Genomic DNA, 24737 nt, shown 5'->3' with positions numbered 1-24737 from the left:
GCGAGTTGAAGTTATTTTGCTCGAAGCTCGTTACTCGAAACTATAAAGCTGGCTGAGTAAAAAACTGCTTATCTTCCCATCTCAGCATAGTTAAATGTCCACCCCAAACACAGCCAGTGTCTAAACCGATAACCTCTTCACCTTCATAGCCTTCCAACGCTGCCCAGTGGCCAAATAGCACAGGTTTCTCAAGCTTATTGCGGCGATCAAGTTGGAACCAAGGGATCAGTGAGCCATCGTTGACCTGTTTAGGTGGAAGCTTACACTCCATATCTAAACGCCCATCAGGAAAGCAAAAACGCATTCTGGTGAAAGCGTTGATAATATAACGATAGCGCTCAATACCATCGAGGCTTTCACTCCAAAGATCAGGTTGGTTAGCGTACATATTTTCGATCAGCCATTGCCAATCTTTACTGTGTAGAATCTCAGTGATTTGTTTATTCGCTTTACGAGCATCTTCTAGCGTCCACTGTGGAGAAATGCCCGCGTGACACATGACAAACTCATGATGTTCCGCCATGAGTGGTTGATGACGAAGCCAATCTAACAGCTCATCTCTATCTTCAGCATTAAAAATTGGTGCGGTTTGATCTTTCTCTTTGACCTTAAATAAGCCTAATGATACTGCTAGCAGGTGAAGGTCATGATTGCCTAAAATGACTTTTGCACTGTCACCAAGAGAGCGAATAAAGCGCAATACTTCGAGTGACTTTGGTCCGCGTGCGACTAGATCTCCGGCAACCCACAAGGTGTCTTCACTCGCATCAAAGTCAGCTTGTTTAAGTAAAAGAAGCAGTTCGTCAAAGCAACCTTGTAAGTCACCAACAATGTAATTAGCCAAAGGGTTGTCCTAGTTAAGAATATTGGGAATCGCGAGTCTGAAAGGATCAATTTCAGCAACGAATTCTTTGCCGCCTTCATCATGCATGATGTACTGACCTTGCATCACTCCGACGGGCGTTTCAATTACAGTACCACTGTTATAGGTGTACTCGTCATTCGGAGAAATAAAGGGTTGCTGACCGACGACACCTTCTCCCTCGACCGTCATTTGTCGACCGTTGGAATCGGTAATTAACCAACGGCGGCTCATTAACTGGACGTTCTGTTGGCTTAAGTTCTTAATGGTAATGATATAGGCAAATACATAGCGCTTAGCATCAGGCTGGGACTGATCCGGAATGTATTTAGTGTGGACTTGGACTTTGATACAAGGGGTAGCTTCCATATAAACTCCTTTATAAAGTCAAAAAAGGTGATAAACCAACGGTCTATCACCTTTTCATTTTAGCTGAAACTATTTGCTGTTGGCAGCTAACCAGTTCGCCATATCGACGAATTGAACCAAGGTTAGGTTCTCTGGTCGCATGCTTGGGTTAACGCCTAGCTCTTCCAGTACTTCAGCGCTTAGTAAGCCTTTGTAGCAATTTCTCACTGTCTTACGGCGCTGGTTAAAGCCTTCACGACATACTCGGTCTAGGTATTTAAGATCGCTTACAGGGTGAGGGATCTCTTCATAAGGCACGAGACGAACAACCGCTGAATCTACTTTTGGTGGTGGAACGAACGCGGTTGGTGGTACTTCAAGTACAGGCACGACTTTACAGAAGTATTGTGCCATCACCGTAAGGCGACCGTAAGCTTTTGTACCAGGGCCTGCTGCTAAGCGGTTAACCACTTCTTTTTGCAGCATAAAGTGCATGTCTTGAATGTCTTTATGGAACTCAAAAAGGTGGAACATCAATGGTGTTGAGATGTTGTATGGCAGGTTACCGAAAATACGTAGCTTATTGTTTGGCTTTACTAGCTGAGTAAAGTCAAAGCGCATCGCATCACCTTCATGAATCGTCAGTTTATCACCAAGTTCAGGGTGATTGCGTAGACGTTCAGCGAGATCGCGGTCAAGCTCAATAACGGTAAACTTGTCGACTTCCTTCCCTACAGGTTCTGTGATTGCACCAAGACCTGGACCGATTTCAACTAGGTTTTGACCCGGTTTAGGGTTGATCGAGGAGACAATTCCATCAATGATGTATGGATCGTTAAGGAAGTTTTGACCAAAGCGTTTTCTCGCCTTGTGCCCTAAGTGGACATCGTTTCTCATAGTATTCTCAAGTTATTTCGATTTCTTATCGACTAGCTCAATGGCATGAGCTAAAGCCGTTCGGAAGCTTCCTGTATCTGCCTTACCTGTTCCTGCTAGGTCAAGCGCAGTGCCGTGATCAACGGAGGTCCTGATAAATGGCAGCCCTAAGGTAATATTAACCGAGCGGCCAAAGCCTTTGTATTTTAGTACAGGAAGTACCTGATCGTGGTACATTCCAAGCACTGCGTCAGCATCTTCAAGGTACTTTTCATTGAAGATAGTATCAGCGGGTAATGGTCCAATAAGATTGATCCCATCACGTTGGCGCAGTTTGTCTAATGTTGGAGTGATTGTCTCGATCTCTTCCTTACCGAGCACACCATCTTCTCCGGCATGTGGATTGAGTCCACATACATAGATATTCGGTGACGAGATAGCGAACTTCTCGACCAGGTCTTTGTGCAAAATCGCGATGATTTTTTCGAGTCTCTCTTCCGTTACTGCTTGAGATACATACGCTAGCGGAATGTGCGTTGTAACCAACGCGACTCGTAGTCCTTCGGTTGCTAGCATCATAACGACTAACGGGGTATTCGACTTCTCTGCAAAGAACTCAGTATGGCCGCTGAAGGCAACGCCTGCACGGTTAATAACCCCTTTGTGCACAGGGCCGGTGACAATAGCATCAAATTCACCATTCATACAGCCTAAAGCGGCTCTTTCTAATGTATTTAATACGTAATGGCCGTTAGCTTCGTCCAATTGGCCCGCGACAGCGCTAGTTGCTAGTGGAATATGATCAACAACTAAGGTCCCAGCTCTTTGCGCCACTATCGGGGCATCGGGTTGATAGTCAATCAGTTCGACATCAATACCAAGTTGTTGCGCGCGCTCTGCTAACATTGTTTTGTCAGCGCAAACCACAATTTGGTGATTCCAGCTTTCTTTGGACTGAGCCAGTACTAAGTCTGGCCCAATACCCGCCGGCTCACCAGCGGTGACAATAATTCGTTTACAGTTCATCTTGCTCTGTATCCTCAATGACTTCTACGTAGGCACTGGCGCGAATTTCTTGTAGCCATGCACTTGCTTCTTCATTGAACTTACGGTTAAACAAAATTCGGTAAGCTTTATTCTTTAGTGCAGAGTCGGTACGGTCTACTTCACGGCGATCGAGAATTTCAACAATATGCCAGCCATGAACGGTTTTAAATGGTTCACTGATTTGGCCAACAGGCAGTGTATCGACTTGGTGTTTGAACTCTGGAACATACAGATCAGATGTTTGATAACCCAATTCACCATCTTGCGCGGCAGAGCCAGGATCTTGGCTGTATTGTTGAGCCAGTTCACCAAAGGTCGCTTCACCGGCTTTGATTTGACGGATGATGTTGTTTAAGGTGTTTTTCACGCCGTCATCACTTAGGATGACAGTCGGTTTGATAAGGATATGGCGAGCATTGACCTCAGTCACCGCAACGGTTTCTAGACCTTTCACATCTTCAATTTTTAGAATATGGAAACCAACGCCGCTGCGGAATGGACCAATGATGCTGCCTTTGTTTTGTAGCTTAATCTGATCGGCGAAAATGGTTGGCATTTCTTCTTTACGCATCCAACCCCAATCGCCACCTTGTAGTGCTTTAGGGCCTTTGGAGTAGGTGTAAGCCATAGTGCTAAAGTCAGCGCCATTATTGAGCTCTTTTACCAACTCTTTAGCCTGAGCTTCGATTTGTGATTTATCATCACCGTCATTTACACGCAGTTGGATGTGACCAATTTTGTATTGAACCGTGGCATTAGTCTCTTGGGCTAATAACTCACTTAAGTTATCAACTTCTGCTGGCAAGATGTTGATGCGGCGGCGAACTAGCGCATTGCGAGCTTCACTGGCGGCAATTTCTTTACGGATCTGCTCTCGAAATTCCGCATAGCTTAGGCCTTCACTGGCAATAGAGGCACGCAGTTGTTCTACGGTTTGCTGGTTGTTTTTCGCAATTTCGCCAATCGCTTCGTTAAGGCGATTATCATCAATACGCACACCTAGGCGTTCCGCTTCTTGCTGTTGAATCGTGTCGACAATCAGCTTTTCGGTTACTTGCTCAGTTAGAATCTCTTCTGATGGCAAAGATTGACCTTTTTTCTTTGCATTGGCCTTAAGCGTTTTAATTGAGGTATCGATATCACTTTGTAACACAACGCCTGTGTTTACTATCACAGCGACTTTATCTAGTGCGACAGGCTCTGCCTGCACTAAGCCTAGCGGGCTTGCGATCATCAGTGTCAGTAATGTTTGTTTCCAAAACTTCATTGAAAGTCCTATAAATTCAAATCGCCTGATGTCTTAGACATCAGGCTTGCTAATTAGTTGTTTAAGAAGAATGGGCGACCGTAACCTAATGAGTTACCTGCGCTATCTAATCCGGTCATCCCTGAATCTGCACCAATTCTTGTACCGAAACCAATGATGCCGAAGTTGAGGCTAAAGTTGTTTTCATAGACAGGGTTTGAGTTAGGGTAGCTTGAGAAGCTTGGATCCCAGCTTTGTAGCTGTTTGGTATAGGTAAACCCAACGTACCAGCAGTCTGATGTGTAATTAAGACGTGCTAGCCATTCTAGTGACTCTTCAGTGGTTAAGTCGTAGAAATATTGTGCACTGGTGTTCCAGTTGCGATTAATTTGATAACCAGCCAGTAAGCCCGCTTGTGAAATACCATCCAATGTGATGTCGCTAACATCAAAATCTACGGTATCTTGCAAGTAATCCTTAGTCACATAGCGGTAGTTACCTTGGACGTAGCCACCATTAAAACGGTATTCAAGAGTGCTGTTACCTAGCTGAACTTCACTGGTATCAATATCGTATTGGATACCACCATGATAAAACAGGTAATCATCATAGTTAAAGTCCATTTCGACAGCCCACGCTGAGTAATTAGACTTTCTTGTGTCTTCCGAGTTAAAGGTATCGCTCTTAGTGTCTTTATCGATATAGAAAATCTGACCAAAAGAGATATTCAGCCTTTCTTTGTAACCGTCATCAAAGAAGCGAGAAGAGGCACCGTAGCTAAATTGGTTCGCCTTAGCTATTTTATCTACGCCGCTGTACTTGCGACTACGGAATAGGCCGTAGTAGTCAGTTTGTAGCAGTGTCGTATCGTAGTTGCCTATACTGCTTTGATCTTCTTCTGGTACGTAAACATACTGAACCTGTGGTTCCAGTGTTTGAGTGTAGCCATTAAAGATAGTGGTATCTCGCTCTAGCACTACACCCGCATGAGTTCGGAATTCCGGAATAACGCGTGAGACATTCTCTTCAAGGCCGTAGTACGGGTTTGAATCTTTGTCGCCACTGGTGGTATCTACGCCATCAAGATCCTGTTGATAGTAAGTACCAAGTAACCTTGCTTCTGTAGTCCAACTGCCCCAGGTTGTACCTATAGGGATGGTTAGACCTGGCTCGATATGCACGCGAGTCGCTGACGGTTTACCTTCCGCATCGGTATCGAATCTCGAAATATGGCTTGTCATATCAAAGTCGAGGTAACGCATAAGCTCAGGAGCGTAATAGTTATACTCTAATTGAGGTAGTAAGCGATAAGGCAAGTTGTTACTGGTCGTTAGAACTTGGAAATCACGTGTTAGAAGCGATGCGTCCCATGATTCTGAACGATAGGTAGCTTGTGCTTCTTGGATTAGCTGACCATCTTCTCGATTACCGATTGATGAGTCGATATGTGAGAAGTAGGCAATATCACTGACTTTAGAATAGTCGACCTCAAACTTCCAATTCTTCTGGAAAATTCCAGAGTGCTGCCATTGGAAGCCCCAACGATCGCCATACTCAGTGTATTTTTTATCATCAGGAAGATATTCTGATTTGAAAGAGCTAAAGCCTAAGTCAGATAGATAGCGCAGTTCACTGTTGAGCTGAGTTCCGCGCTCTTGCATATATTTAAACGTGGTCTCTAGATCGTAGTTAGGCGCGAGGTTCCAATAGATAGGAACCTCCATTTCAAAGCCGTCACTTGAACCGTAAGACGCAGTTGGGTAAAGGAAACCTGTTTTACGCGTATCACCAATCGGCACAGTAAGATACGGAAGATAGAATACAGGGACACTAACAACCTCAAAGCGGGGGTTGTAGAAGGTCGCTTCTTCTTCATCTTGGTCGATGTCAATACTCGAAGCTACCATACGCCATGAGTTATCACCTTCAGGACAAGAGGTGATAGAGCCATCTTCTATTTCGTAGACGGATTTACCGGTCTTAGAGACATAAACGGCTTCCCCACGACCAGGTTCACACAAGAACTGATAATTGGTATTCTCAAGCGTAACAAAATCAGTATTTAGGTTGTTGGTGGCTTTGTCTGAAATCGTCTTAACTTCACCATCACTGAAGGTCACATTACCTTCTGCTACAACCACATTTTCTTGCTGGTGCAAAGTAACATTGTCAGCAAGCATACGCTTTTTACCCTGCACGACAACAACATTACCACGGTAGGTCGCTTTTTCACCGTTAATAGCTTCTAAGCTATCTGCTTCGACGTTTACAGGTAGTTGATTTGGGTTTTCAGGCTCAGGTTCGTTGATCAAACATTGATCTACAGCGGGCAGTTCCTGCACACTATCGTCTGATATAGTTTCTGCTTGAGTCTGAGGCACTACAAAAGCAGCACTGATTGAAGCGGCTAACAAGGAGCGTGGAAAACGTAACATCGAGTTTGACTATCCTGTTGAACTTGATATATCCGGTGAATAGGTGACCGAATGTAAAATAAAACGGTCCTTATAATAAAGTAATTTGAAGCTTACGGCACTATCAGACCGCTTCACGGCGAAAAAATTCAGAGATTGAGAGCACATAATGCATATTTTTGGCAAAATTCTTGGCACCTTCTTTGGTTTCCTATTTGGGGGAGCATTTGGCGCTGTATTCGGCTTATTTATAGGTCACCAATTCGATAAAGCTCGTCGTTTACGTCAAGCTGGGTTTAATACTGGTTTTGGCAGTGGACCAAGCCAAGCTCAGCGTCAAGAGGAGTTCTTTAAAGCCGCATTCGCGGTCATGGGCCATGTTGCAAAAGCGAAAGGACAGGTCACTAAAGAAGAGATCCAGCTTGCGAGCACCATGATGGATCGCATGAGCCTACACGGCGAGCAACGCAAAGCAGCGCAAAATGCGTTTCGTGAAGGCAAAGAGAGTGACTTTCCTTTAGATACCGTGCTAGAGCGAGTTCGTATCTCGGCAGGTGGTCGTTTTGACCTTATGCAGTTTTTCTTAGAGCTACAGATCTCGGCAGCGTTTGCTGATGGTGATATCCACCCAAGTGAGCGTAATGTACTGCACAAAATTGCTCGTGGCTTGAATTTCTCTTCTGAGCAGCTTGAACAACGACTAAGAATGCAAGAAGCGGCATTTCGTTTTCAGCAAGGTGGTTTTGGGGGCCAAGCGGGTGGAGGCTCTCACCATTCAGGAGGTGGCTGGCAACAAGCGTCTAGTGCAGAGCAGTTAAGTGATGCATACAAATTGATTGGCGTGGATGGTAATGCTGATGCTAAAACGGTTAAGCGCGCTTATCGTAAACTGATGAACGAGCATCACCCAGACAAACTGATGGCCAAGGGGTTGCCGCCTGAAATGATGAATGTGGCGAAAGAAAAAGCCCAAGAAATTCAAAATGCTTACGACTTAATCAAGAAGGCCAAAGGCTTTTAGATTGGTGATTTTAGCTTAAAACGAAAAAGGCGCATAGATTGCTCTATGCGCCTTTTCTGTATTTGGTGGCCCCTCGCAGACTTGAACTGCGGACCAATCGATTATGAGTCGACTGCTCTAACCACTGAGCTAAGGGGCCTTAATAGGTCAACGATTATAGGGGATGAGGATCGGGCTGTCTAGACGCGATTAAGGCTAAATGCGCTTAGTTTTTATCCACTTAAATCCCTAGAGACAAAAAAGGTGAGCAAGTGCTCACCTTTTAATCAATCAAACATCAAGTCGATTATTCGTCTAGGAAGCTGCGCAGAGTTTCTGAGCGGCTTGGGTGACGAAGTTTACGCAGTGCTTTTGCTTCGATCTGACGGATACGTTCACGAGTAACGTCGAACTGCTTACCTACTTCTTCAAGAGTATGGTCAGTGTTCATGTCGATACCAAAACGCATACGCAGTACTTTTGCTTCGCGTGGTGTAAGGCCCGCTAGAACGTCTTTTGTCGCTACTTTTAGGCTGCCTGCAGTTGCAGAGTCTAGTGGTAGCTCAAGCGTTGTATCTTCAATGAAATCACCTAGATGCGAATCTTCGTCGTCACCGATTGGTGTCTCCATAGAGATTGGCTCTTTAGCAATTTTCAGTACTTTACGGATCTTATCTTCTGGCATTTGCATACGCTCTGCCAGTTCTTCCGGTAGTGGCTCGCGGCCCATCTCTTGTAGCATTTGACGAGAGATACGGTTCAGCTTGTTGATCGTTTCGATCATGTGTACCGGAATACGAATCGTACGTGCTTGGTCTGCGATTGAACGAGTGATTGCCTGACGGATCCACCACGTTGCGTAAGTCGAGAACTTGTAACCACGACGGTATTCGAACTTATCTACTGCTTTCATCAGACCGATGTTACCTTCCTGGATTAGATCCAAGAACTGTAGACCACGGTTGGTGTATTTCTTCGCAATAGAAATTACCAGACGTAAGTTTGCTTCAACCATCTCTTTCTTCGCACGGCGAGCTTTCGCTTCACCGATAGACATGCGACGGCTGATATCTTTGATGTTTTGAACCGTTAGAGATGTTTCTTCTTCGATGATCTTCAATTTAGAGATCGAGCGACGAATGTCATCTTCGCTGCGGCGAACTTTTTCAGCGTATGGCTTATCAGATGCAAGAATTTCATCTAACCAAGCGTCAGTCGATTCGTTACCTGTAAATAGAGTAATGAATGACTTCTTAGGCATCTTACCGTATTCAACCGTCGCCTTCATGATAAGACGTTCTTGAGTACGTACACGTTCCATTGACGTGCGCAGCTCTTCAACTAGGTAGTCAAATTGCTTTGGAGTAAGACGAAACTCTTTGAATACGTCGATAACCATTTCGTGAGCAAGTGTTGCTTTCGGGCTTTCGTTGCCGTACTCGTTACATGCCAACTGGTAATTTTGGAACGTATTGCGAAGCGCAGTGAACTTCTCTAGAGCAAGCTCAGGATCAATACCTGTATCTTCCTCTTCTTCCTCATCATCGTCAGAGTCGTCAGACTCTTCTTTTTCAGCGTCTTCATCTTCAAGTTCAGACTCTGCAAGTTCAGAGCCGATGTGAGTCGCTGTAGGTGCTGCCGTTTCGTCAGCATCAGGATCAACAAAGCCCGTGATAAGGTCAGTAAGACGTAGTTCTTCTGCTTGAATTCTATCAAACTGTTCAAGAATGTATGGGATGGTGCCTGGATACTCTGCCACTGCATTTTGAACTTGGTTAATACCATCTTCAATACGCTTAGCAATATCGATCTCGCCTTCACGAGTCAATAGCTCAACAGTACCCATTTCACGCATGTACATACGTACTGGGTCAGTGGTTCGGCCGATTTCGTTTTCTACGCTAGATAGCGCAGCGGCTGCAGCTTCTGCCGCATCTTCATCGGTGATTGTATCGTCATCATTCAGTGCAAGATCATCGGCATCAGGAGCAGTTTCAACTACTCGAATGCCCATATCGTTGATCATCTGAATGATATCTTCGACCTGCTCTGAATCGACGATTTCTGCGGGCAGGTGGTCGTTTACTTCTGCGTAGGTCAGATAGCCTTGTTCCTTGCCTTTAATGACAAGTTGTTTCAGCTGTGACTGCGGATTTTGATCCATAGACGGTATCCAACTTAGTATCTGGTGAAGGAATTAGTATGCGAGTTGCAAACCACACATCTTAACAAATTTATTTATTGCTGACTAATCGAACAGGGTTACGCTTTTAAATCTAGCATTAACGCTAGCAGCTCCCTTCTTTCTTCGGTTGATAAACCGACGCTTCTTTCTTTAGCCTGCAGGTTTTCAATTTGTTTTTCGACGCACTGGGCAAGTATTTTGTCCAATGAGTCTAAAAATATATCTTGTTCATTATCTTCATCGAGGGGGATTTCCCACCCTGCAAGTCGAGATAAGAGTGCCTCGTGGCTACTGTTTCGCCAATGTTCTATTAACTGGCCCGTAGTTATATTGGGATGTTGATGACAATATTCAAGCACTTCGACAAATAAACTTAGCCCTGGCACTGTTAACTCTCTCACACTTGAGAGATCTGGTACCATTTGAGCATAGCTCGGATTCTTGATAAGCAAAGCGATCACTTCACGCATTGGCGTACGTTTGATCTCTTTATGCGGTTGAGGTCGACTGTTACTTTGCTTCTTGCGAGGCTGGCGTCGTCGGTTGTCAAAACCGGTGCGCTCATCGAGCAGTTTTTCTAGCAGTTCTTGGAAGTAAGGGTCGGGTATTTTATCAATCAGAGCGCTGGCGTGTGCTCGCAGTGCGGATTTACCTTCGTTACTGCCAAGGTTTAGCTGGTGTATTTCAATTAAGTTATCAAATAGATAGCTTGATAGTGGTGTTGCGTGTTCGATCTGCTGCTCAAACGCCTCTTTGCCATGCTTACGTACGTAGCTATCTGGGTCCTCACCGTCAGGGAGGAACAAAAACTTAAGCGTATTGCCTGTTTTTAGATATTGCAGAGCGTTTTCTAAAGCGCGCCAAGCGGCTTCTTTACCCGCTCTATCTCCGTCGTAGCAACAAACCACTGTATTGGTTTGGCGGAACAATAGCTGAATATGATCGCCAGTTGTCGATGTGCCTAGTGAGGCTACTGAGTAATCGACACCATACTGGGCCAAAGCGACCACATCCATATAACCTTCCACCACCAAGACTTTCGGTGGCTCGCGATAAGCTTGCATCACTTCATACAGGCCGTAGAGCTCTTTGCCTTTATGGAAGATAGGGGTTTCTGGTGAGTTTAAGTATTTAGGCGTTCCGTCACCCAGAACACGGCCACCAAAACCGATGACTCGACCACGGCGGTCATGAATAGGGAACATCACTCGACCACGGAATCGGTCGTAGCGGTTGCCTTTATCGTTTTCAATCAACATGCCGCCAGAGACAAGCATCTCTTGAGTTTGCGGCGTTTGACCGAAGTTCTTACGTACTAAATCCCACTCATCAGCGACATAACCGATACCAAACTTCTGCACAATCTGGCCTGAAAGCCCACGATCTTTTAGGTAATCAATGGCAACTTTGCTTTTTGGCTGCTTGAGTTGATCACGATAGAACTGAGCGATACTGCCCATCAAGTCATAGAGATTGCGCTTTTGCTCTGAGTTGGCTTTAGGTTGATTGGATTGGAAGCTACCGCCTTGGTGCTGTTCTCTTGGAACATCTAAACCAAGGAATGATGCCAGCTCTTCAATTGCTTCAACAAACTCTAAGCGCTCGTACTCCATCATAAAGTCGATGGCATTACCGTGTACGCCACAACCAAAGCAATGATAGAACTGCTTTTCTTGCGAGACGCTAAATGAAGGGGTCTTTTCGTTATGGAACGGGCAGCAAGCACCGTAGTTTTTGCCTTTTTTCTTAAGTTTTACGCGAGCATCAATAATGTCGACGATATCGAGTCGAGCAAGGAGGTCATCAATGAAACTACGAGGGATGTGTCCTGCCATAAAACCTTAGAAAAATGCACTAACAATTAGAGAGGGTAGATACAAACAAGCCGCGCATTCCAGAGGATAGCACGGCTTGTTGCAATAGGGTGGGAGATTAAGCCAGTTTAGCGCGAACTAAACCACTTACCTTACCCATATCTGCGCGCCCTTGGATTTGAGGCTTAAGAACGCCCATCACTTTACCCATGTCTTGCATGCCCGCAGCACCAGATTCGGCAATCGCACTTTCAACTAGTGCAGTTACTTCTTCATCAGTAAGCGGTTGAGGCATAAAGTCCTCAAGTACAGCGATTTCAGCTTTCTCAGCGTCTGCTAGATCTTGACGATTAGCAGATTCAAATTGAGCTACAGAGTCGCGACGCTGTTTAACCATTTTAGTTAGCACAGCAAGAATGTCGTCATCGCCCAGAGTGATCTGTTCGTCGACTTCACGTTGCTTAATTGCTGACAGAGCTAAACGGATAGTGCCAAGGCGCGGTTTGTCCTTGGCTTTCATCGCTAATTTTTGCTCTTCTTTGAGCGTGTCAATAAGAGCCATAACTATAATCCTTTAGGACTTAGTTATTAGTACAGGCGAACGCGACGTGCGTTTTCGCGAGCTAGCTTCTTAGCGTGACGCTTTTGAGCTGCTGCTTTAGCGCGTTTGCGAACTGTAGTTGGTTTTTCGTAGTGCTCACGACGACGCACTTCAGAAAGGATACCTGCTTTTTCGCAAGAGCGTTTGAAACGACGTAGAGCAACGTCGAACGGTTCGTTTTCACGTACTTTAACTACTGGCATATGCCTTTCACCTCAGGGGTTAATTCGTTAATGCTGGAACGTTAGTGAGCCAAACACTGATGTTCGGTCTCAAACCAGCTTGATCAAAAATGGTGCGGAATTTTAATCCGATCGCATAGCCTTTGTAAAGTATTTTGTTGGGTAGAGTTTGCACAAAATTTGTTTGCGAAGCCAAGGCGAGGTAAGATTGCGCCAATTTTGAATTAGAGACAAATACATCCGGGACAAAGCATGCGCATTATTGGTATCGAAACCTCTTGTGATGAAACAGGAATTGCAATTTATGATGATGAGAAAGGACTGCTTTCTCATCAATTATATAGCCAGGTAAAACTGCATGCTGATTACGGCGGTGTAGTACCAGAGCTTGCATCCCGTGATCATGTGAAAAAGACTATTCCTCTTATTAAAGCGGCATTAAAAGAAGCGAACCTCACACCAAAAGATATCGATGGTGTGGCGTACACCGCTGGTCCTGGTTTAGTGGGTGCACTACTAGTTGGTGCAACGATTGGCCGTAGTGTCGCTTATGCGTGGGGCGTACCAGCGGTACCTGTCCACCATATGGAAGGTCACTTATTAGCGCCGATGCTTGAAGATAACCCACCGCCATTCCCATTTGTAGCGGTATTGGTGTCAGGCGGTCACACCATGATGGTTGAAGTGAAAGGGATTGGTGAATATAAGATCCTCGGTGAGTCGATTGATGATGCTGCTGGTGAAGCATTCGATAAAACCGCTAAACTGATGGGGCTTGATTACCCAGGTGGCCCGCTACTATCTAAATTGGCGGAAAAAGGCACGCCGGGTCGCTTTAAATTCCCACGTCCAATGACCGATCGTCCTGGACTTGATATGAGCTTTTCTGGTCTTAAAACGTTTACTGCCAATACCATTGCCGCCAATGGTGATGATGAGCAAACTCGTGCGGATATTGCGTTAGCTTTTGAAGAAGCGGTATGTGCTACGTTAACCATTAAGTGTAAACGCGCATTAGAGCAAACTGGCTTCAAGCGTATTGTTATTGCCGGTGGGGTAAGTGCTAACCGACGTTTACGCGCTGATCTTGAGCAGTTAGCGAAGAAGATTGGTGGTGAAGTTTATTATCCGCGCACTGAGTTTTGTACCGATAACGGTGCAATGATTGCCTATGCAGGTATGCAACGACTTAAAAATGGTGAAGTGGCTGACTTATCGGTACAAGCCACACCGCGTTGGCCAATTGATCAATTGGAACCGATCGCGTAATCGTCATAATCTGTTTAAATAAGGTCGCTATCATGGCGGCCTTTTCTTTATCTGAACCAAGAGAGTTCCGACTTCTTAGTTGAGGAAATAATGTTACCCTCCGATTTTATAAAAATAATCAATGGATAGAAGTATGCACAAGTTTGCTGTCGATGGCCGAGAAATGGCTTATCAAGATGTAGGTACAGGGCCAGTATTGGTGTTTGGTCATAGCTATTTATGGGATAGCAAGATGTGGGCGCCACAAGTAGAAGCGCTCAGTCAGCACTATCGTTGCATTGTGCCTGAGTTATGGGCTCATGGTGAGTCTGATGCAGCGCCAGAAACAACCCGCTCATTGTCAGATTATGCCAAGCAGGTAGTGGCTCTTTTGGACCATTTACAGATTGAACATTTCTCTATTGTTGGTCTATCGGTCGGCGGGATGTGGGGAACAGAAGTGGCCTCTTTGGTTCCTTCACGCGTTCACTCACTGGTATTGATGGATACCTTTGTCGGATTAGAGCCAGAAGTTACCCATAAAAAATACTTTGGCATGTTAGATGCAATTACTCAGGCTAAAGCGGTTCCGGCGCCAATTGTAGAAGCGGTTACGCCGCTGTTTTTTGCTAATAATGCTAGTCAGGACAATCCGAAGTTAGTAGAGCAGTTCTCTCACTTTCTGAGTCAGTTACAAGGCGAGCAAGCAGTTGAAGTGGCAAGAGTCGGTCGAATGGTCTTTGGTCGACGCGATCAAATCGAAGAGATTGAAAATTTTGCTCTGCCTGTGTTGATCGCAGTAGGCCAAGAAGATAAGCCTCGCCCGGTACTTGAGTCTTATCTGATGCACGATTGCATTACTGGTTCGGAGTTGATTCAGATCCCTAAGGCGGGGCATATTTCAAATCTTGAACAGCCAGAGTTTGTCACTGAGATGCTGAAAAACTTCTTATCGCGCGTTTACGCTTAGCCTGGCTTAAACATAAAGCTTCTATAAAAATAAAGCCTCTATATTAAGAGGCTTTATTTAATCCATTCTTCTTCTCACCCACTTTGGGCTCTGTCCCATCAATAAGTCGCTTGATGTTTTGATGATGGCGAAAAACAATCAGGCAGCACAGCATAGCCACAGGCAAAGTGTATTGAGGTTTAATCATCCAAGTGTAAAACGGCGCCAGTAGAACTGTGACGATGGCGGCCAGAGAAGAGTAGCGAAACACAAAAGCGACGCTTAACCAGGTCGCAATGATCATTCCCGTCAGATCTAAGCCGATTGGCGCAATTGCTCCTAAAGCGGTCGCAACGCCTTTTCCACCTTTAAAATGAAAGAAGAGTGGATACATATGACCTAGGCAGGCGGCAATAGCAATCACGCCTAAGATGACTGGCTCAATATCAAGGAAGTAACCGCCCCAGACTGGAAGCGTTCCTTTTAACATGTCGCAGAGTAAAACAGCTGCCGCCGCTTTTTTCCCACCGATACGCAACACATTAGTGGCGCCGGGGTTATTTGAACCAACGCCGCGAGGGTCAGGTAAACGTAGAATACGACAGATCAAAACAGCACTCGAGATCGAGCCTAGAAGGTAGGCAACAATGATCATAACCAGTGCTAATGGGGTCATAGTAAGGTAACTCGTCTGAAACAGGTGTTAGTCAAGCAACTAATTGATATTATATCGCGCCTGACACGCTCAAACTACCGCAAGAGTGTTTGAGATTGAAATAGTACGACTTTTTACCTAGCTTGGGTATCCGACCTCTAAAGGAATTAACACATGGATAAAGTATTTATCGAGCAATTAGAAGTAATCACTACCATTGGTGTTTATGACTGGGAGCAAGAGATTAAGCAAAAACTCGTGCTTGATATTGAAATGGCACATGATAATCGTCCTGCGGGTAAGAGTGATGATGTTGTCGATGCGCTTGATTATTCGCAAGTAAGCCAAGCGGTATTAGACCATATCGAAGGCGGACGCTTCCTGTTGGTTGAACGTGTTGCTGAAGAAGTGGCGGAATTGATAATGGCACGATTTAATGTTCCTTGGATTAAAATTCGTTTAACCAAGCCTGGTGCTGTTGCTCAAGCGAAAGGTGTCGGCGTGGTCATTGAGCGAGGCAATGCATGATTACTGTTTATGTCGGAATAGGTTCAAACATAGCCCGGCATAAGCACGTTGAAGCGGCAATCGGCGAACTAAGAGCCTTAGATGCTGAACTGCGAATCTCGACGATTTATGAATGTGAAGCGGTAGGGTTTGAAAGTCAGCCATTTTACAACCTAGTTGTAGAAATGAAGACGCAGTTTGATTTAACGGAATTTTCACGCCAATTACGTGATATTGAGTTCAAATGGGGCCGCGCAGTCGATGCGGGTAAATTGGAGCCAAGAACGGTTGATCTCGATATCATTCTATTTGGTGAACAGATTTCCCAAGATACGCCAGAGTTGCCGCGTAGTGATATCTTCAAATATGCCTTTGTGTTGCAACCGTTGTTGGAACTCTGCCCTCAGTTGGTGGTCCCTAACGATGGTCGAACGATCGAACAGATCGCTCAACAGTTTCAGTTTGAATTACCGCTTTCACCAGTAGCAAAGTGGTTTAGTTAATAATTAAGAGAATCTAATGGGTTATTTTGAAGCTTTTATCCTTGCTTTGATTCAAGGCTTAACCGAATTTTTGCCGATTTCAAGCTCGGCGCACCTGATCCTACCATCGGCTATTCTAGGTTGGGAAGATCAAGGTTTAGCCTTTGATGTCGCGGTACACGTTGGTACGTTAGCGGCGGTCATCATCTACTTCCGCAAAGAAGTGGTCTCTTTGTTGAGTGCTTTCTTTGCTTCTATCTTTAAAGGTGAGCGCAGTAAAGAAGCCAAATTAGCTTGGATGATTGTTATTGCGACGATTCCTGCCTGTATCTTTGGTTTATTGATGAAAGACTTCATCGAGCTTTATTTACGCAGTGCGTGGGTGATTGCGACGACGACCATCGTATTTGGTTTACTGCTTTGGTATGTCGATAAAAACTCTAAATTGGCGGATGACGAATACCAAGCAGACTGGAAAAAAGCACTGTTTATCGGTATTAGCCAAGCGTTAGCAATGATTCCGGGTACCTCTCGCTCGGGGGCGACGATTACTGCGGCGCTTTATCTTGGCTTTACCCGTGAAGCAGCAGCGCGTTTCTCGTTCCTAATGTCGATTCCAATCATCTTACTAGCAGGCAGCTATTTAGGCTTGAAGCTGGTTACCAGTGGTGAACCGATTCATTTTGGCTTCTTAATGACGGGTATCGTAACGTCATTCATTAGTGCTTATATCTGTATTCACTTCTTCTTGAAGCTGATTTCTAAGATGGGTATGACACCGTTTGTTATTTATCGACTGTTACTTGGTTTAGGTTTGTTTGCTTTCCTAGCACTCAACTAATCGTTAAATATCAGTCTTTTCTTTGTAAGACCACATTGTCCAATCTCGCGCCAGCAGCGACATTGTGATATATATGTGGTCTTTCTTTTTCTCTCTTCTTTAATTGACGATATGCGAATTTTTGCTCTGACCCTACTCTTAGTTTTAGGCTGGCTACAAGCTGAATTGTGGTTCGGCAAAAATGGAATTTCTGACTTTCAAGCGGTCAATGCGGAAACTCAGGTGCAGCATCAGGTCAATAGCAACCTTCAAGGGCGCAACAATGAAATGTTCGCTGAGATTGATGATTTGCGCCAAGGCCTTGATGCAATTGAAGAACGTGCCCGGCATGAGCTGGGTATGATTAAAGAAGGCGAAACGTTTTATCGAATTATTGGAGACGATAACTAGATGTCTGCAATCTCTCCATCGATTGTCGCAATTGTTCCAGCGGCGGGTGTCGGTAGCCGCATGAAAGCGGATCGACCAAAGCAATACCTTCAGATCAATCAACAGACGGTACTAGAGCACACCATAGAGAAGTTATTACTTCACTCTGCGGTGAGTCATGTGGTGGTCGCAATTACTGATGGTGACCCATACTTTCCTGAGCTCTCTTTAGCATCAAATCCGCAAGTCATTCGTGTGGCAGGCGGCAAAGAGCGCGCTGATTCGGTATTATCTGCATTACACTATGTGAAGCAGCACCAATTATCTGAGTGGGTCATGGTTCATGACGCAGCAAGACCGTGTGTTGATTTAGCAGATATTGATCGTTTGATTGAGTCTGCCCTAGCCAATCAACTCGGGGGGATCCTCGCAGCTCCGGTTCGAGATACGATGAAACGCTCAAACCAGAATCAAGAGATTGATCATACTGTAGATAGGGAAGCACTGTGGCACGCACTTACTCCACAGATGTTTAAAACTCAGATGCTAACGCAAGCTTTGGCTGACGCCTTGAAACAAGGCGTCCAAATTACTGATGAGGCTTCAGCTATCGAGTGGCTAAACCTTAAGCCAGCTCTAGTTCAAGGTCGCTCAGACAATATAAAAATAACTCAGCCTGAAGACTTAGCATTAGCCGAGTTTTATCTAAATAGAAACAAAGGATAACTCATGATTCGAATTGGCCACGGCTTTGATGTGCATAAATTTGGTGGCGAAGGCCCGGTAATTATTGGTGGTGTTGCGGTTCCGTATGAGCAAGGGCTGATTGCTCACTCTGACGGTGACGTGGCGCTGCATGCACTGTGTGATGCGCTGTTAGGTGCTATCGCAGAGGGCGACATTGGTCGTCATTTCCCTGATACTGATGATAAGTGGAAAGGGGCGAATAGCCGAGATTTGCTAAGAGATGTCTACCGCCGTGTAAAAGAAAAAGGCTACGTGTTAGGCAATGCTGATATTACCATTATGGCTCAAGCACCTAAGATGGCTCCTCATATAGAATCTATGTGCCAAGTGATTGCCGAAGATCTTGAAACCGAACTGGGTAATGTCAACGTCAAAGCGACAACGACTGAGCGACTGGGTTTTACTGGTCGTAAAGAAGGCATTGCAACGGAAGCGGTTGTACTGCTGCTTAAAAAATAATAAATGCTAGGTTGTTTTACACTATCTAAAGCGACCTAGAGTGGAAAGAGTATGTCTGATATTTTATCTTCTTTGGCTTACCTGAATGGCAAGCCAAATGCGAAAGGCAAATTAAAAGCCAAAGCTGAACATTTTCAAGTTAACGAAAACCTAGGTTTCGACTTTACCGGTTCGGGTGAGCATCTGATGGTGCGTATTCGTAAAACCGGTGAGAACACTAGCTTTGTTGCCAATGAACTGGCCAAGACTTGTGGCGTTAAATCCAAAGATGTGAGTTGGGCTGGTTTGAAAGACCGTCATGCGGTGACAGAGCAGTGGTTAAGTGTTCACTTACCGAAAGGTGATACGCCTGACTTCAGTCAATTTCTGGCTCAGTACCCAAGCATTGAAATTTTAGCGACTGACCGTCACAACAAAAAGCTCCGCCCAGGTGACTTAGTTGGCAACCAGTTTGCCGTGACGTTATCCGATGTCAGCGATGTGGATGAAGTATTAGCACGGCTCGAGTCTATTGTGAAAACAGGTGTACCAAATTACTTTGGCAGCCAGCGTTTTGGTAATCAAGGCAACAATCTCGATGAGGCTCGCCGCTGGGGGCGTGAAAACGTTCGTACCCGTAATCAGAATAAGCGTAGCCTTTATCTATCTGCTGCTCGCTCTTGGATTTTTAATACCATTGTTTCTGAGCGCATTGAAAAGGGCTGCTTTGACCAAGTTCTAGTGGGCGATCTTGTAGAGGTTAATGGTCAGCAAGAGTCAGTGATAGCCGACGCGGTTGAATCATTTAATAATGGTATTGCTGAAGGTACGACACTGCTAACAGCAGCACTTGCTGGTGATAATGCATTGCCGACAACCGATCAGGCATTAGCTCTTGAGCAGCCTCACTTAGATGCTGAACCGGATCTCATGGCGTTAATTCGTGGTAATCGCATGCGCCATGACCGCCGCGCTATTTCGTTAATGCCTCAGGATTTAACTTGGCAAGTTGATGGCGATAACATCACGCTACGTTTTTCATTAGACGCAGGCTGTTTTGCTACCGCAATCATCCGAGAGCTGATTGAAGAAGTTGAAGTGGAGCGCCAGTATTAATGAGCGACAACTTACTTAAAATCTTAATAAGTAATGATGATGGCGTGCACGCTGAAGGTATTCATACCCTGGCTGATGCATTGCGTGATATGGCTGAAGTCACGATTGTTGCACCAGACCGAAATCGTTCTGGTGCATCGAATTCCTTAACGCTCGAGCAGCCTTTACGTGTTAATGAAATTGCGCCGAAAGTGTATTCGGTGCAAGGCACGCCGACAGACTGTGTTCACTTTGCTCTTAATGAGTTGATGAAAGATGAACTGCCAGACTTAGTGCTGACAGGGATTAACCACGGTGCGAATCTTGGTGATGATGTCCTGTACTCCGGTACGGTGGCTGCCGCGATGGAAGGGCACTTCCTCGGGGTGCAATCTATCGCGTTCTCGCTGGTGGGTAAGGAAAACTTTGCTACAGCGGCAGTGATAGCGCGACAATTGGTTTCGCAGCATGCGAATAAGCCAATCCCGACTAACCGTTTGTTAAACGTCAATGTGCCTGATTTAGCTTATGATGCGCTAAAAGGGACGCAAGTCACCCGACTCGGTGCGCGTCATCACGCTGAAGCGATGATTAAGCAGAAAGATCCTCGTGGGCATGATATTTATTGGTTAGGCCCTCCGGGCAAAGAACAGGATGCAGGAGAGGGCACGGACTTTAATGCTATCGAACAAGGCTTTGTTTCAATCACACCATTACAGGTGGATTTAACGGCGCATGAGTCGATACAAAGCATGGGTAATTGGTTAAAGGATAGTTAAGCATGACAAACCCACATGCCGATAGATTGCGCGAATTTCTGGTTGCGAATGGGATTCAAGATCAGAAAGTGCTAGATGCAATTTATAGATTGCCGCGAGAGCAATTTGTCTCTCAGGCGATGATTCATCAAGCTTATGACAACAATGCGTTGCCGATAGGGCAAGGGCAAACTATTTCTCAGCCATACATAGTGGCGAAGATGACAGAGATGTTGGAGCTTACACGCAGCAGTAAGGTACTTGAAGTTGGTACTGGCTCTGGTTATCAAACAGCGGTGTTGTCTCAGCTTGTTGAGCACGTTTATTCGATTGAACGTATTAAGACTCTGCAATGGGAAGCAAAGCGTCGTCTAAAGCAGCTGGATATTTACAATATATCCACTAAGCATGGTGATGGCTGGCAAGGCTGGGCAGCGAAAGGCCCTTTTGATGCCATCATTGTTACTGCAGCTGCTGAATCTGTTCCTTCTGCACTCTTAGAGCAACTGAAAGAGGGCGGGATATTGATGATCCCTGTTGGAACGGATGAGCAGCAATTGCTAAAAATCGTTCGTAGTGGCGATGAGTTTCTCTCTCAAGTGGTAGAAATGGTTCGTTTTGTTCCTCTGGTTGCTGGTGATCTAGCTTAGCGATGAAGTTTAAGTCTTACTTTCTATTAGTCTTAGGTATTTGCAGTACATTATTAGGATGTGCTGCGCATTCCCCTGCGCCTGTGACTGGATTGAAGAAAGACTATAGCTCGGTCTCTCGAGGGAGTTATCGAGGAAGTTACTATCAGGTCGAAAAGGGCGATACGCTGTATTTTATAGCCTATGTCACAGACAAAGATGTAAGTGAAATCATTAGTTACAACGGTTTAACCAAGCCTTACACCATCTTCCCTGGTCAAAAACTCAAACTTTGGCAACCTGCTTATAATGCGCCAGCGTACGGTGGCACTGGGGCTGGCGTCGCTGTAGCTGCTGTTGCGACCCCTTCTATTCCAAAACAGAATACGGCATCGAGCAAAAACTCTACTCAGGCAGTTAATACGTCCAGTTCAAAAAACAATCAACAAACGGTGGCAAAACAACCACCAAAGAAGGTTGATCAATCGAAATCAAAGGAGTATGTTGAATCTACTGGTAAACAAAATGTTAACAAAAATACCAGTAGTACATCGACAAACAACAATAAAGTTTCCAAGTGGTTATGGCCAACTAAAGGGAGAGTAATCAAGAACTTTTCTGCTGGGGATCAAGGGAACAAGGGGATTGATATCGCAGGGCAGCGTGGGCAATCCATTGTTTCTACAGCAGGCGGCACCGTGGTTTATTCGGGCAATGCACTACGTGGTTACGGTAATCTCGTGATTATAAAACATAACGACAATTACCTAAGTGCATACGCACATAATGATCGGTTGCTAGTACGCGAAGGGCAAAGTGTCAAAGCTGGTCAAAAAATCGCAACAATGGGCAGCTCTGGAGCCAGCAGTGTTCGCTTACACTTTGAAATTCGCTATCAAGGTAAGTCAGTGAATCCAAAACGCTACTTGCCGTAAAAATTTACTGTTAGGTAATATAGCGACATTAGACGTAGTAATGTCTTGCTAGCTCGCCAGGGGGAGGCGCTATGAGTATCAGCAATGCAGCAACGAAAGTCGAAGAATTCGAAATCGATCAAGAAACAGTTCAAACGTTTCAAAAGAAAAAACCGACCAAACCTACACAAGCTGAAGAGGCTAAAGAAGAGTTTGATGCATCGACGAAAAGTCTAGATGCGACACAACTTTATTTAGGCGAAATTGGCTTTTCTCCACTACTTACCGCCGAAGAAGAAGTTCTTTATGCACGTCGTGCCTTACGAGGTGACGAAGCTGCGCGTAAACGTATGATTGAAAGTAATCTTCGCTTAGTAGTGAAAATTTCCCGTCGTTACAGCAATCGTGGTTTGGCACTACTTGATCTTATTGAAGAAGGAAACCTCGGTTTAATCCGAGCGGTAGAGAAGTTTGACCCTGAACGCGGTTTTCGCTTCTCTACCTACGCAACATGGTGGATTCGTCAAACCATAGAGCGTGCTCTGATGAACCAAACACGTACCATCCGTTTACCTATCCACGTCGTTAAAGAGCTCAATATTTATCTGCGTACTGCTCGTGAGCTCTCGCAAAAACTTGACCATGAGCCAACGGCGGAAGAGATTGCCACTCAGCTTGATAAACCCGTTGATGACGTGAGCAAAATGCTACGTTTGAATGAACGTATTAGTTCAGTTGATACACCAATTGGTGGTGATGGGGAAAAAGCTCTGCTTGATATCATTCCTGATATTAACAATTCTGACCCTGAAGTTTCGACTCAGGATGATGATATTAAGAGCTCACTTATCCATTGGTTAGATGAGCTGAATCCTAAGCAGAAAGAGGTGCTAGCGCGTCGTTTCGGTTTACTGGGTTATGAGCCATCAACACTGGAAGAAGTAGGTCGAGAAATCAATCTAACTCGTGAGCGTGTTCGTCAAATTCAGGTCGAAGGGCTACGCCGTTTAAGAGAGATTCTGATCAAACAAGGTTTGAATATGGAAAACCTATTTAGTGTGGCAGAAGATTAAGCGTGATAAAGATGAAAAAAAGCCTCGGATTACCGAGGCTTTTTTGATTGTACAGCTTAAGACTAGTCTGCCTTAATCACCGGGAATACTTTGACCAGCTTAATGCGATTCTCTTCGAGCTCGACGATTTCCATTGGATGTCCTGATACCTGGACACTTAAATGACTTTCTGGAATGTCTTCTAAATGTTCTAAGATCAGACCGTTGAGTGTTCTCGGGCCATCGGTTGGCAGCGTCCACTTTAAGCCTTTGTTGATATCACGGATATTGGCACTGCCCTCGATAAGGAAACTGCCATCACCTTGTGGCGTGATTTCATCAGACAAGCTTGGTGCAATCGATGTGGTAAATTCACCGACGATCTCTTCCAGAATATCCTCTAAGGTCACTAGGCCAATAATGTCACCATACTCATCGACAATAAGACCAATACGCTCTTTATTGCGTTGAAATTTAAGCAGTTGGACATTAAGCGGGGTGCTTTCTGGAATAAAGTACACCTCATCAGCGGCGCGGAGCAGCGTCTCTTTGGTGAACTCATTCTTCTCCAGCATTAAACGATATGACTCACGCAGGCGCAGCATACCAACCACTTCATCAATCTGATCGCGGTAGAGAACCACGCGGCCGTGAGGAGAGTGAGTTAGCTGTCTAACAATCGACTTCCAATCATCATTGATGTCGATTCCGGTAATTTCATTTCTCGGCACCATAATGTCGTTTACCGTGACGTGCTCTAAGTCGAGAATCGAAATCAGCATATCTTGGTGACGGCGTGGGATCAGGCTGCCGGCTTCATTTACTACGGTGCGGAGCTCTTCCGAACTGAGATGGTCATCACCGCCGTGATCGACTTTGATACCCAGCAAGCGAATGAAACCATTGGTAATGAAGTTAATTAACATCACTAGCGGCGAGAGTAGCTTCATTAAAATGGTCAGAACAATACTGCTGGCGTAAGAAACGCGCTCAGGGTAAAGCGAGGCAAGTGTTTTTGGTGTCACTTCAGCGAAAACAAGCACCACCATAGTCAGAGCACCAGTCGCAATAGCGACACCGAGATCGCCATAAAGGCGCATACCTAAGATGGTCGCGATAGCCGAAGCGAGAATATTAACGAGGTTGTTGCCAATTAAGATAAGCCCTATAAGGCGGTCTGGACGGTCGAGCAGCTTTTCTACCCGTTTTGCCCCTTTATGACCATTGTTGGCTAGGTGCTTGAGGCGGTAGCGGTTCAAAGACATCATCCCTGTCTCTGAGCCTGAAAAATATCCTGAAATAATGATAAGACACGCGAGTAGCGCAAATAAGATACCCGTTGATATGTCGTCCAAAGCTTATCTTTTCCTTATGATTGTTTGGTTAATTTATGACCTAAACTGCGCGTTAAGTCAATTTCAAATACAGAGTGAGGTATTGTAAAAGAAAGGTGCACTTGATGCACCTTTCTCTCTCGA

26 protein-coding genes and 1 tRNA gene are annotated in these 24737 nt (G+C 45.1%); 14 read left to right on the top strand and 13 right to left on the bottom strand.

Annotation, left to right across the window (positions count from 1 at the left end):
* Window positions 1-40: 40 nt before the first annotated feature.
* The 6 genes from apaH to lptD all read right to left on the bottom strand — a co-directional run bounded on the left by apaH (window position 41) and on the right by lptD (window position 6814).
* Window positions 41-844 carry a bis(5'-nucleosyl)-tetraphosphatase (symmetrical) ApaH gene (gene apaH / locus ACHUFZ_RS15920; RefSeq protein WP_394127910.1) on the bottom strand — a complete coding sequence of 268 codons (804 nt, stop codon included), beginning with the start codon at window positions 842-844 and terminating at the stop codon, window positions 41-43.
* Window positions 845-853: 9 nt separating this feature from the next.
* Window positions 854-1231, bottom strand: coding sequence for a Co2+/Mg2+ efflux protein ApaG (gene apaG / locus ACHUFZ_RS15915; protein WP_053441086.1), 378 nt, complete (start codon window positions 1229-1231; stop codon window positions 854-856).
* A gap of 69 nt (window positions 1232-1300) precedes the next feature.
* A complete protein-coding gene (rsmA, locus tag ACHUFZ_RS15910) occupies window positions 1301-2107 on the bottom strand; it encodes a 16S rRNA (adenine(1518)-N(6)/adenine(1519)-N(6))-dimethyltransferase RsmA (protein ID WP_394127909.1) in 807 nt (268 codons plus the stop codon).
* A 12-nt stretch (window positions 2108-2119) separates the two neighbouring features.
* On the bottom strand, window positions 2120-3112 hold the full coding sequence (gene pdxA / locus ACHUFZ_RS15905; protein WP_394127908.1) for a 4-hydroxythreonine-4-phosphate dehydrogenase PdxA: 993 nt from the start codon (window positions 3110-3112) through the stop codon (window positions 2120-2122).
* Window positions 3102-4400 (bottom strand): peptidylprolyl isomerase SurA, encoded by a 1299-nt coding sequence (gene surA, locus ACHUFZ_RS15900; protein ID WP_394127907.1) that lies wholly within the window; start codon window positions 4398-4400, stop codon window positions 3102-3104. The genes pdxA and surA overlap by 11 nt, the downstream gene beginning before the upstream one ends.
* 53 nt (window positions 4401-4453) lie before the next feature.
* Window positions 4454-6814, bottom strand: a complete 2361-nt coding sequence (lptD, locus tag ACHUFZ_RS15895; RefSeq protein WP_394127906.1) for an LPS assembly protein LptD — start codon at window positions 6812-6814, stop codon at window positions 4454-4456.
* Window positions 6815-6962: 148 nt separating this feature from the next.
* Between lptD and djlA the strand changes: the two genes are divergently transcribed.
* Complete coding sequence (gene djlA, locus ACHUFZ_RS15890) at window positions 6963-7814, top strand: co-chaperone DjlA (RefSeq protein WP_394127905.1); 852 nt, start codon at window positions 6963-6965, stop codon at window positions 7812-7814.
* Window positions 7815-7877: 63 nt separating this feature from the next.
* Here the strand turns inward: djlA and ACHUFZ_RS15885 are convergent.
* The 5 genes from ACHUFZ_RS15885 to rpsU form a co-directional block, all read right to left on the bottom strand.
* Window positions 7878-7953, bottom strand: a tRNA-Ile gene (locus ACHUFZ_RS15885).
* Between the two features lie 147 nt (window positions 7954-8100).
* Window positions 8101-9957 carry an RNA polymerase sigma factor RpoD gene (rpoD, locus tag ACHUFZ_RS15880; protein WP_394127904.1) on the bottom strand — a complete coding sequence of 619 codons (1857 nt, stop codon included), beginning with the start codon at window positions 9955-9957 and terminating at the stop codon, window positions 8101-8103.
* A gap of 98 nt (window positions 9958-10055) precedes the next feature.
* Window positions 10056-11813, bottom strand: coding sequence for a DNA primase (dnaG, locus tag ACHUFZ_RS15875; RefSeq protein WP_394127903.1), 1758 nt, complete (start codon window positions 11811-11813; stop codon window positions 10056-10058).
* A gap of 97 nt (window positions 11814-11910) precedes the next feature.
* Window positions 11911-12354, bottom strand: coding sequence for a GatB/YqeY domain-containing protein (locus ACHUFZ_RS15870; protein WP_053441106.1), 444 nt, complete (start codon window positions 12352-12354; stop codon window positions 11911-11913).
* Window positions 12355-12380: 26 nt separating this feature from the next.
* Complete coding sequence (rpsU, locus tag ACHUFZ_RS15865) at window positions 12381-12596, bottom strand: 30S ribosomal protein S21 (RefSeq protein WP_001145625.1); 216 nt, start codon at window positions 12594-12596, stop codon at window positions 12381-12383.
* 231 nt (window positions 12597-12827) lie between these two features.
* Between rpsU and tsaD the strand changes: the two genes are divergently transcribed.
* Both tsaD and ACHUFZ_RS15855 read left to right on the top strand, forming a co-directional pair.
* A complete protein-coding gene (gene tsaD / locus ACHUFZ_RS15860; RefSeq protein ID WP_394127902.1) occupies window positions 12828-13844 on the top strand; it encodes a tRNA (adenosine(37)-N6)-threonylcarbamoyltransferase complex transferase subunit TsaD in 1017 nt (338 codons plus the stop codon).
* Window positions 13845-13977: 133 nt separating this feature from the next.
* Entirely contained in the window at window positions 13978-14793 is an 816-nt protein-coding gene (locus ACHUFZ_RS15855; RefSeq protein ID WP_394127901.1) for an alpha/beta fold hydrolase, read from the top strand.
* 43 nt (window positions 14794-14836) lie between these two features.
* Here ACHUFZ_RS15855 and plsY read toward each other — a convergent pair whose 3' ends face one another.
* Window positions 14837-15448: a glycerol-3-phosphate 1-O-acyltransferase PlsY gene (gene plsY / locus ACHUFZ_RS15850; RefSeq protein ID WP_394127900.1), complete on the bottom strand. Its 612-nt coding sequence runs from the start codon at window positions 15446-15448 to the stop codon at window positions 14837-14839.
* 153 nt (window positions 15449-15601) lie between these two features.
* Between plsY and folB the strand changes: the two genes are divergently transcribed.
* The 11 genes from folB to rpoS all read left to right on the top strand — a co-directional run bounded on the left by folB (window position 15602) and on the right by rpoS (window position 23280).
* Window positions 15602-15955: a bifunctional dihydroneopterin aldolase/7,8-dihydroneopterin epimerase gene (gene folB, locus ACHUFZ_RS15845; protein WP_053441110.1), complete on the top strand. Its 354-nt coding sequence runs from the start codon at window positions 15602-15604 to the stop codon at window positions 15953-15955.
* Complete coding sequence (gene folK, locus ACHUFZ_RS15840; protein WP_394127899.1) at window positions 15952-16437, top strand: 2-amino-4-hydroxy-6-hydroxymethyldihydropteridine diphosphokinase; 486 nt, start codon at window positions 15952-15954, stop codon at window positions 16435-16437. Before folB ends, folK begins: the two co-directional genes overlap by 4 nt.
* Window positions 16438-16453: 16 nt before the next feature.
* The gene (locus ACHUFZ_RS15835; protein ID WP_004410006.1) at window positions 16454-17257 is read left to right on the top strand and encodes an undecaprenyl-diphosphate phosphatase; all 804 of its coding nucleotides are present in this window, start codon (window positions 16454-16456) and stop codon (window positions 17255-17257) included.
* Window positions 17258-17368: 111 nt separating this feature from the next.
* Complete coding sequence (ftsB, locus tag ACHUFZ_RS15830) at window positions 17369-17647, top strand: cell division protein FtsB (protein WP_004410007.1); 279 nt, start codon at window positions 17369-17371, stop codon at window positions 17645-17647.
* On the top strand, window positions 17648-18352 hold the full coding sequence (gene ispD / locus ACHUFZ_RS15825; RefSeq protein ID WP_394127898.1) for a 2-C-methyl-D-erythritol 4-phosphate cytidylyltransferase: 705 nt from the start codon (window positions 17648-17650) through the stop codon (window positions 18350-18352).
* Window positions 18353-18355: 3 nt separating this feature from the next.
* Window positions 18356-18832: a 2-C-methyl-D-erythritol 2,4-cyclodiphosphate synthase gene (ispF, locus tag ACHUFZ_RS15820; protein ID WP_394127897.1), complete on the top strand. Its 477-nt coding sequence runs from the start codon at window positions 18356-18358 to the stop codon at window positions 18830-18832.
* A 51-nt stretch (window positions 18833-18883) separates the two neighbouring features.
* The gene (truD, locus tag ACHUFZ_RS15815; RefSeq protein WP_394127896.1) at window positions 18884-19927 is read left to right on the top strand and encodes a tRNA pseudouridine(13) synthase TruD; all 1044 of its coding nucleotides are present in this window, start codon (window positions 18884-18886) and stop codon (window positions 19925-19927) included.
* Window positions 19927-20685, top strand: a complete 759-nt coding sequence (gene surE, locus ACHUFZ_RS15810; protein WP_394127895.1) for a 5'/3'-nucleotidase SurE — start codon at window positions 19927-19929, stop codon at window positions 20683-20685. Before truD ends, surE begins: the two co-directional genes overlap by 1 nt.
* A gap of 2 nt (window positions 20686-20687) precedes the next feature.
* A complete protein-coding gene (locus ACHUFZ_RS15805; RefSeq protein ID WP_134835574.1) occupies window positions 20688-21314 on the top strand; it encodes a protein-L-isoaspartate(D-aspartate) O-methyltransferase in 627 nt (208 codons plus the stop codon).
* A 2-nt stretch (window positions 21315-21316) separates the two neighbouring features.
* Window positions 21317-22228 carry a murein hydrolase activator NlpD gene (nlpD, locus tag ACHUFZ_RS15800; protein ID WP_394127894.1) on the top strand — a complete coding sequence of 304 codons (912 nt, stop codon included), beginning with the start codon at window positions 21317-21319 and terminating at the stop codon, window positions 22226-22228.
* 71 nt (window positions 22229-22299) lie between these two features.
* The gene (gene rpoS / locus ACHUFZ_RS15795) at window positions 22300-23280 is read left to right on the top strand and encodes an RNA polymerase sigma factor RpoS (protein ID WP_053441119.1); all 981 of its coding nucleotides are present in this window, start codon (window positions 22300-22302) and stop codon (window positions 23278-23280) included.
* Window positions 23281-23342: 62 nt separating this feature from the next.
* Here the strand turns inward: rpoS and ACHUFZ_RS15790 are convergent, their stop codons facing one another.
* Complete coding sequence (locus tag ACHUFZ_RS15790; RefSeq protein ID WP_394127893.1) at window positions 23343-24614, bottom strand: HlyC/CorC family transporter; 1272 nt, start codon at window positions 24612-24614, stop codon at window positions 23343-23345.
* Window positions 24615-24737 lie beyond the last annotated feature (123 nt).

It is taken from the genome of Vibrio hepatarius (assembly GCF_043642085.1).
GTDB lineage: Bacteria > Pseudomonadota > Gammaproteobacteria > Enterobacterales > Vibrionaceae > Vibrio > Vibrio hepatarius_C.
This window is presented reverse-complemented; position numbering and strand designations above follow the sequence as displayed.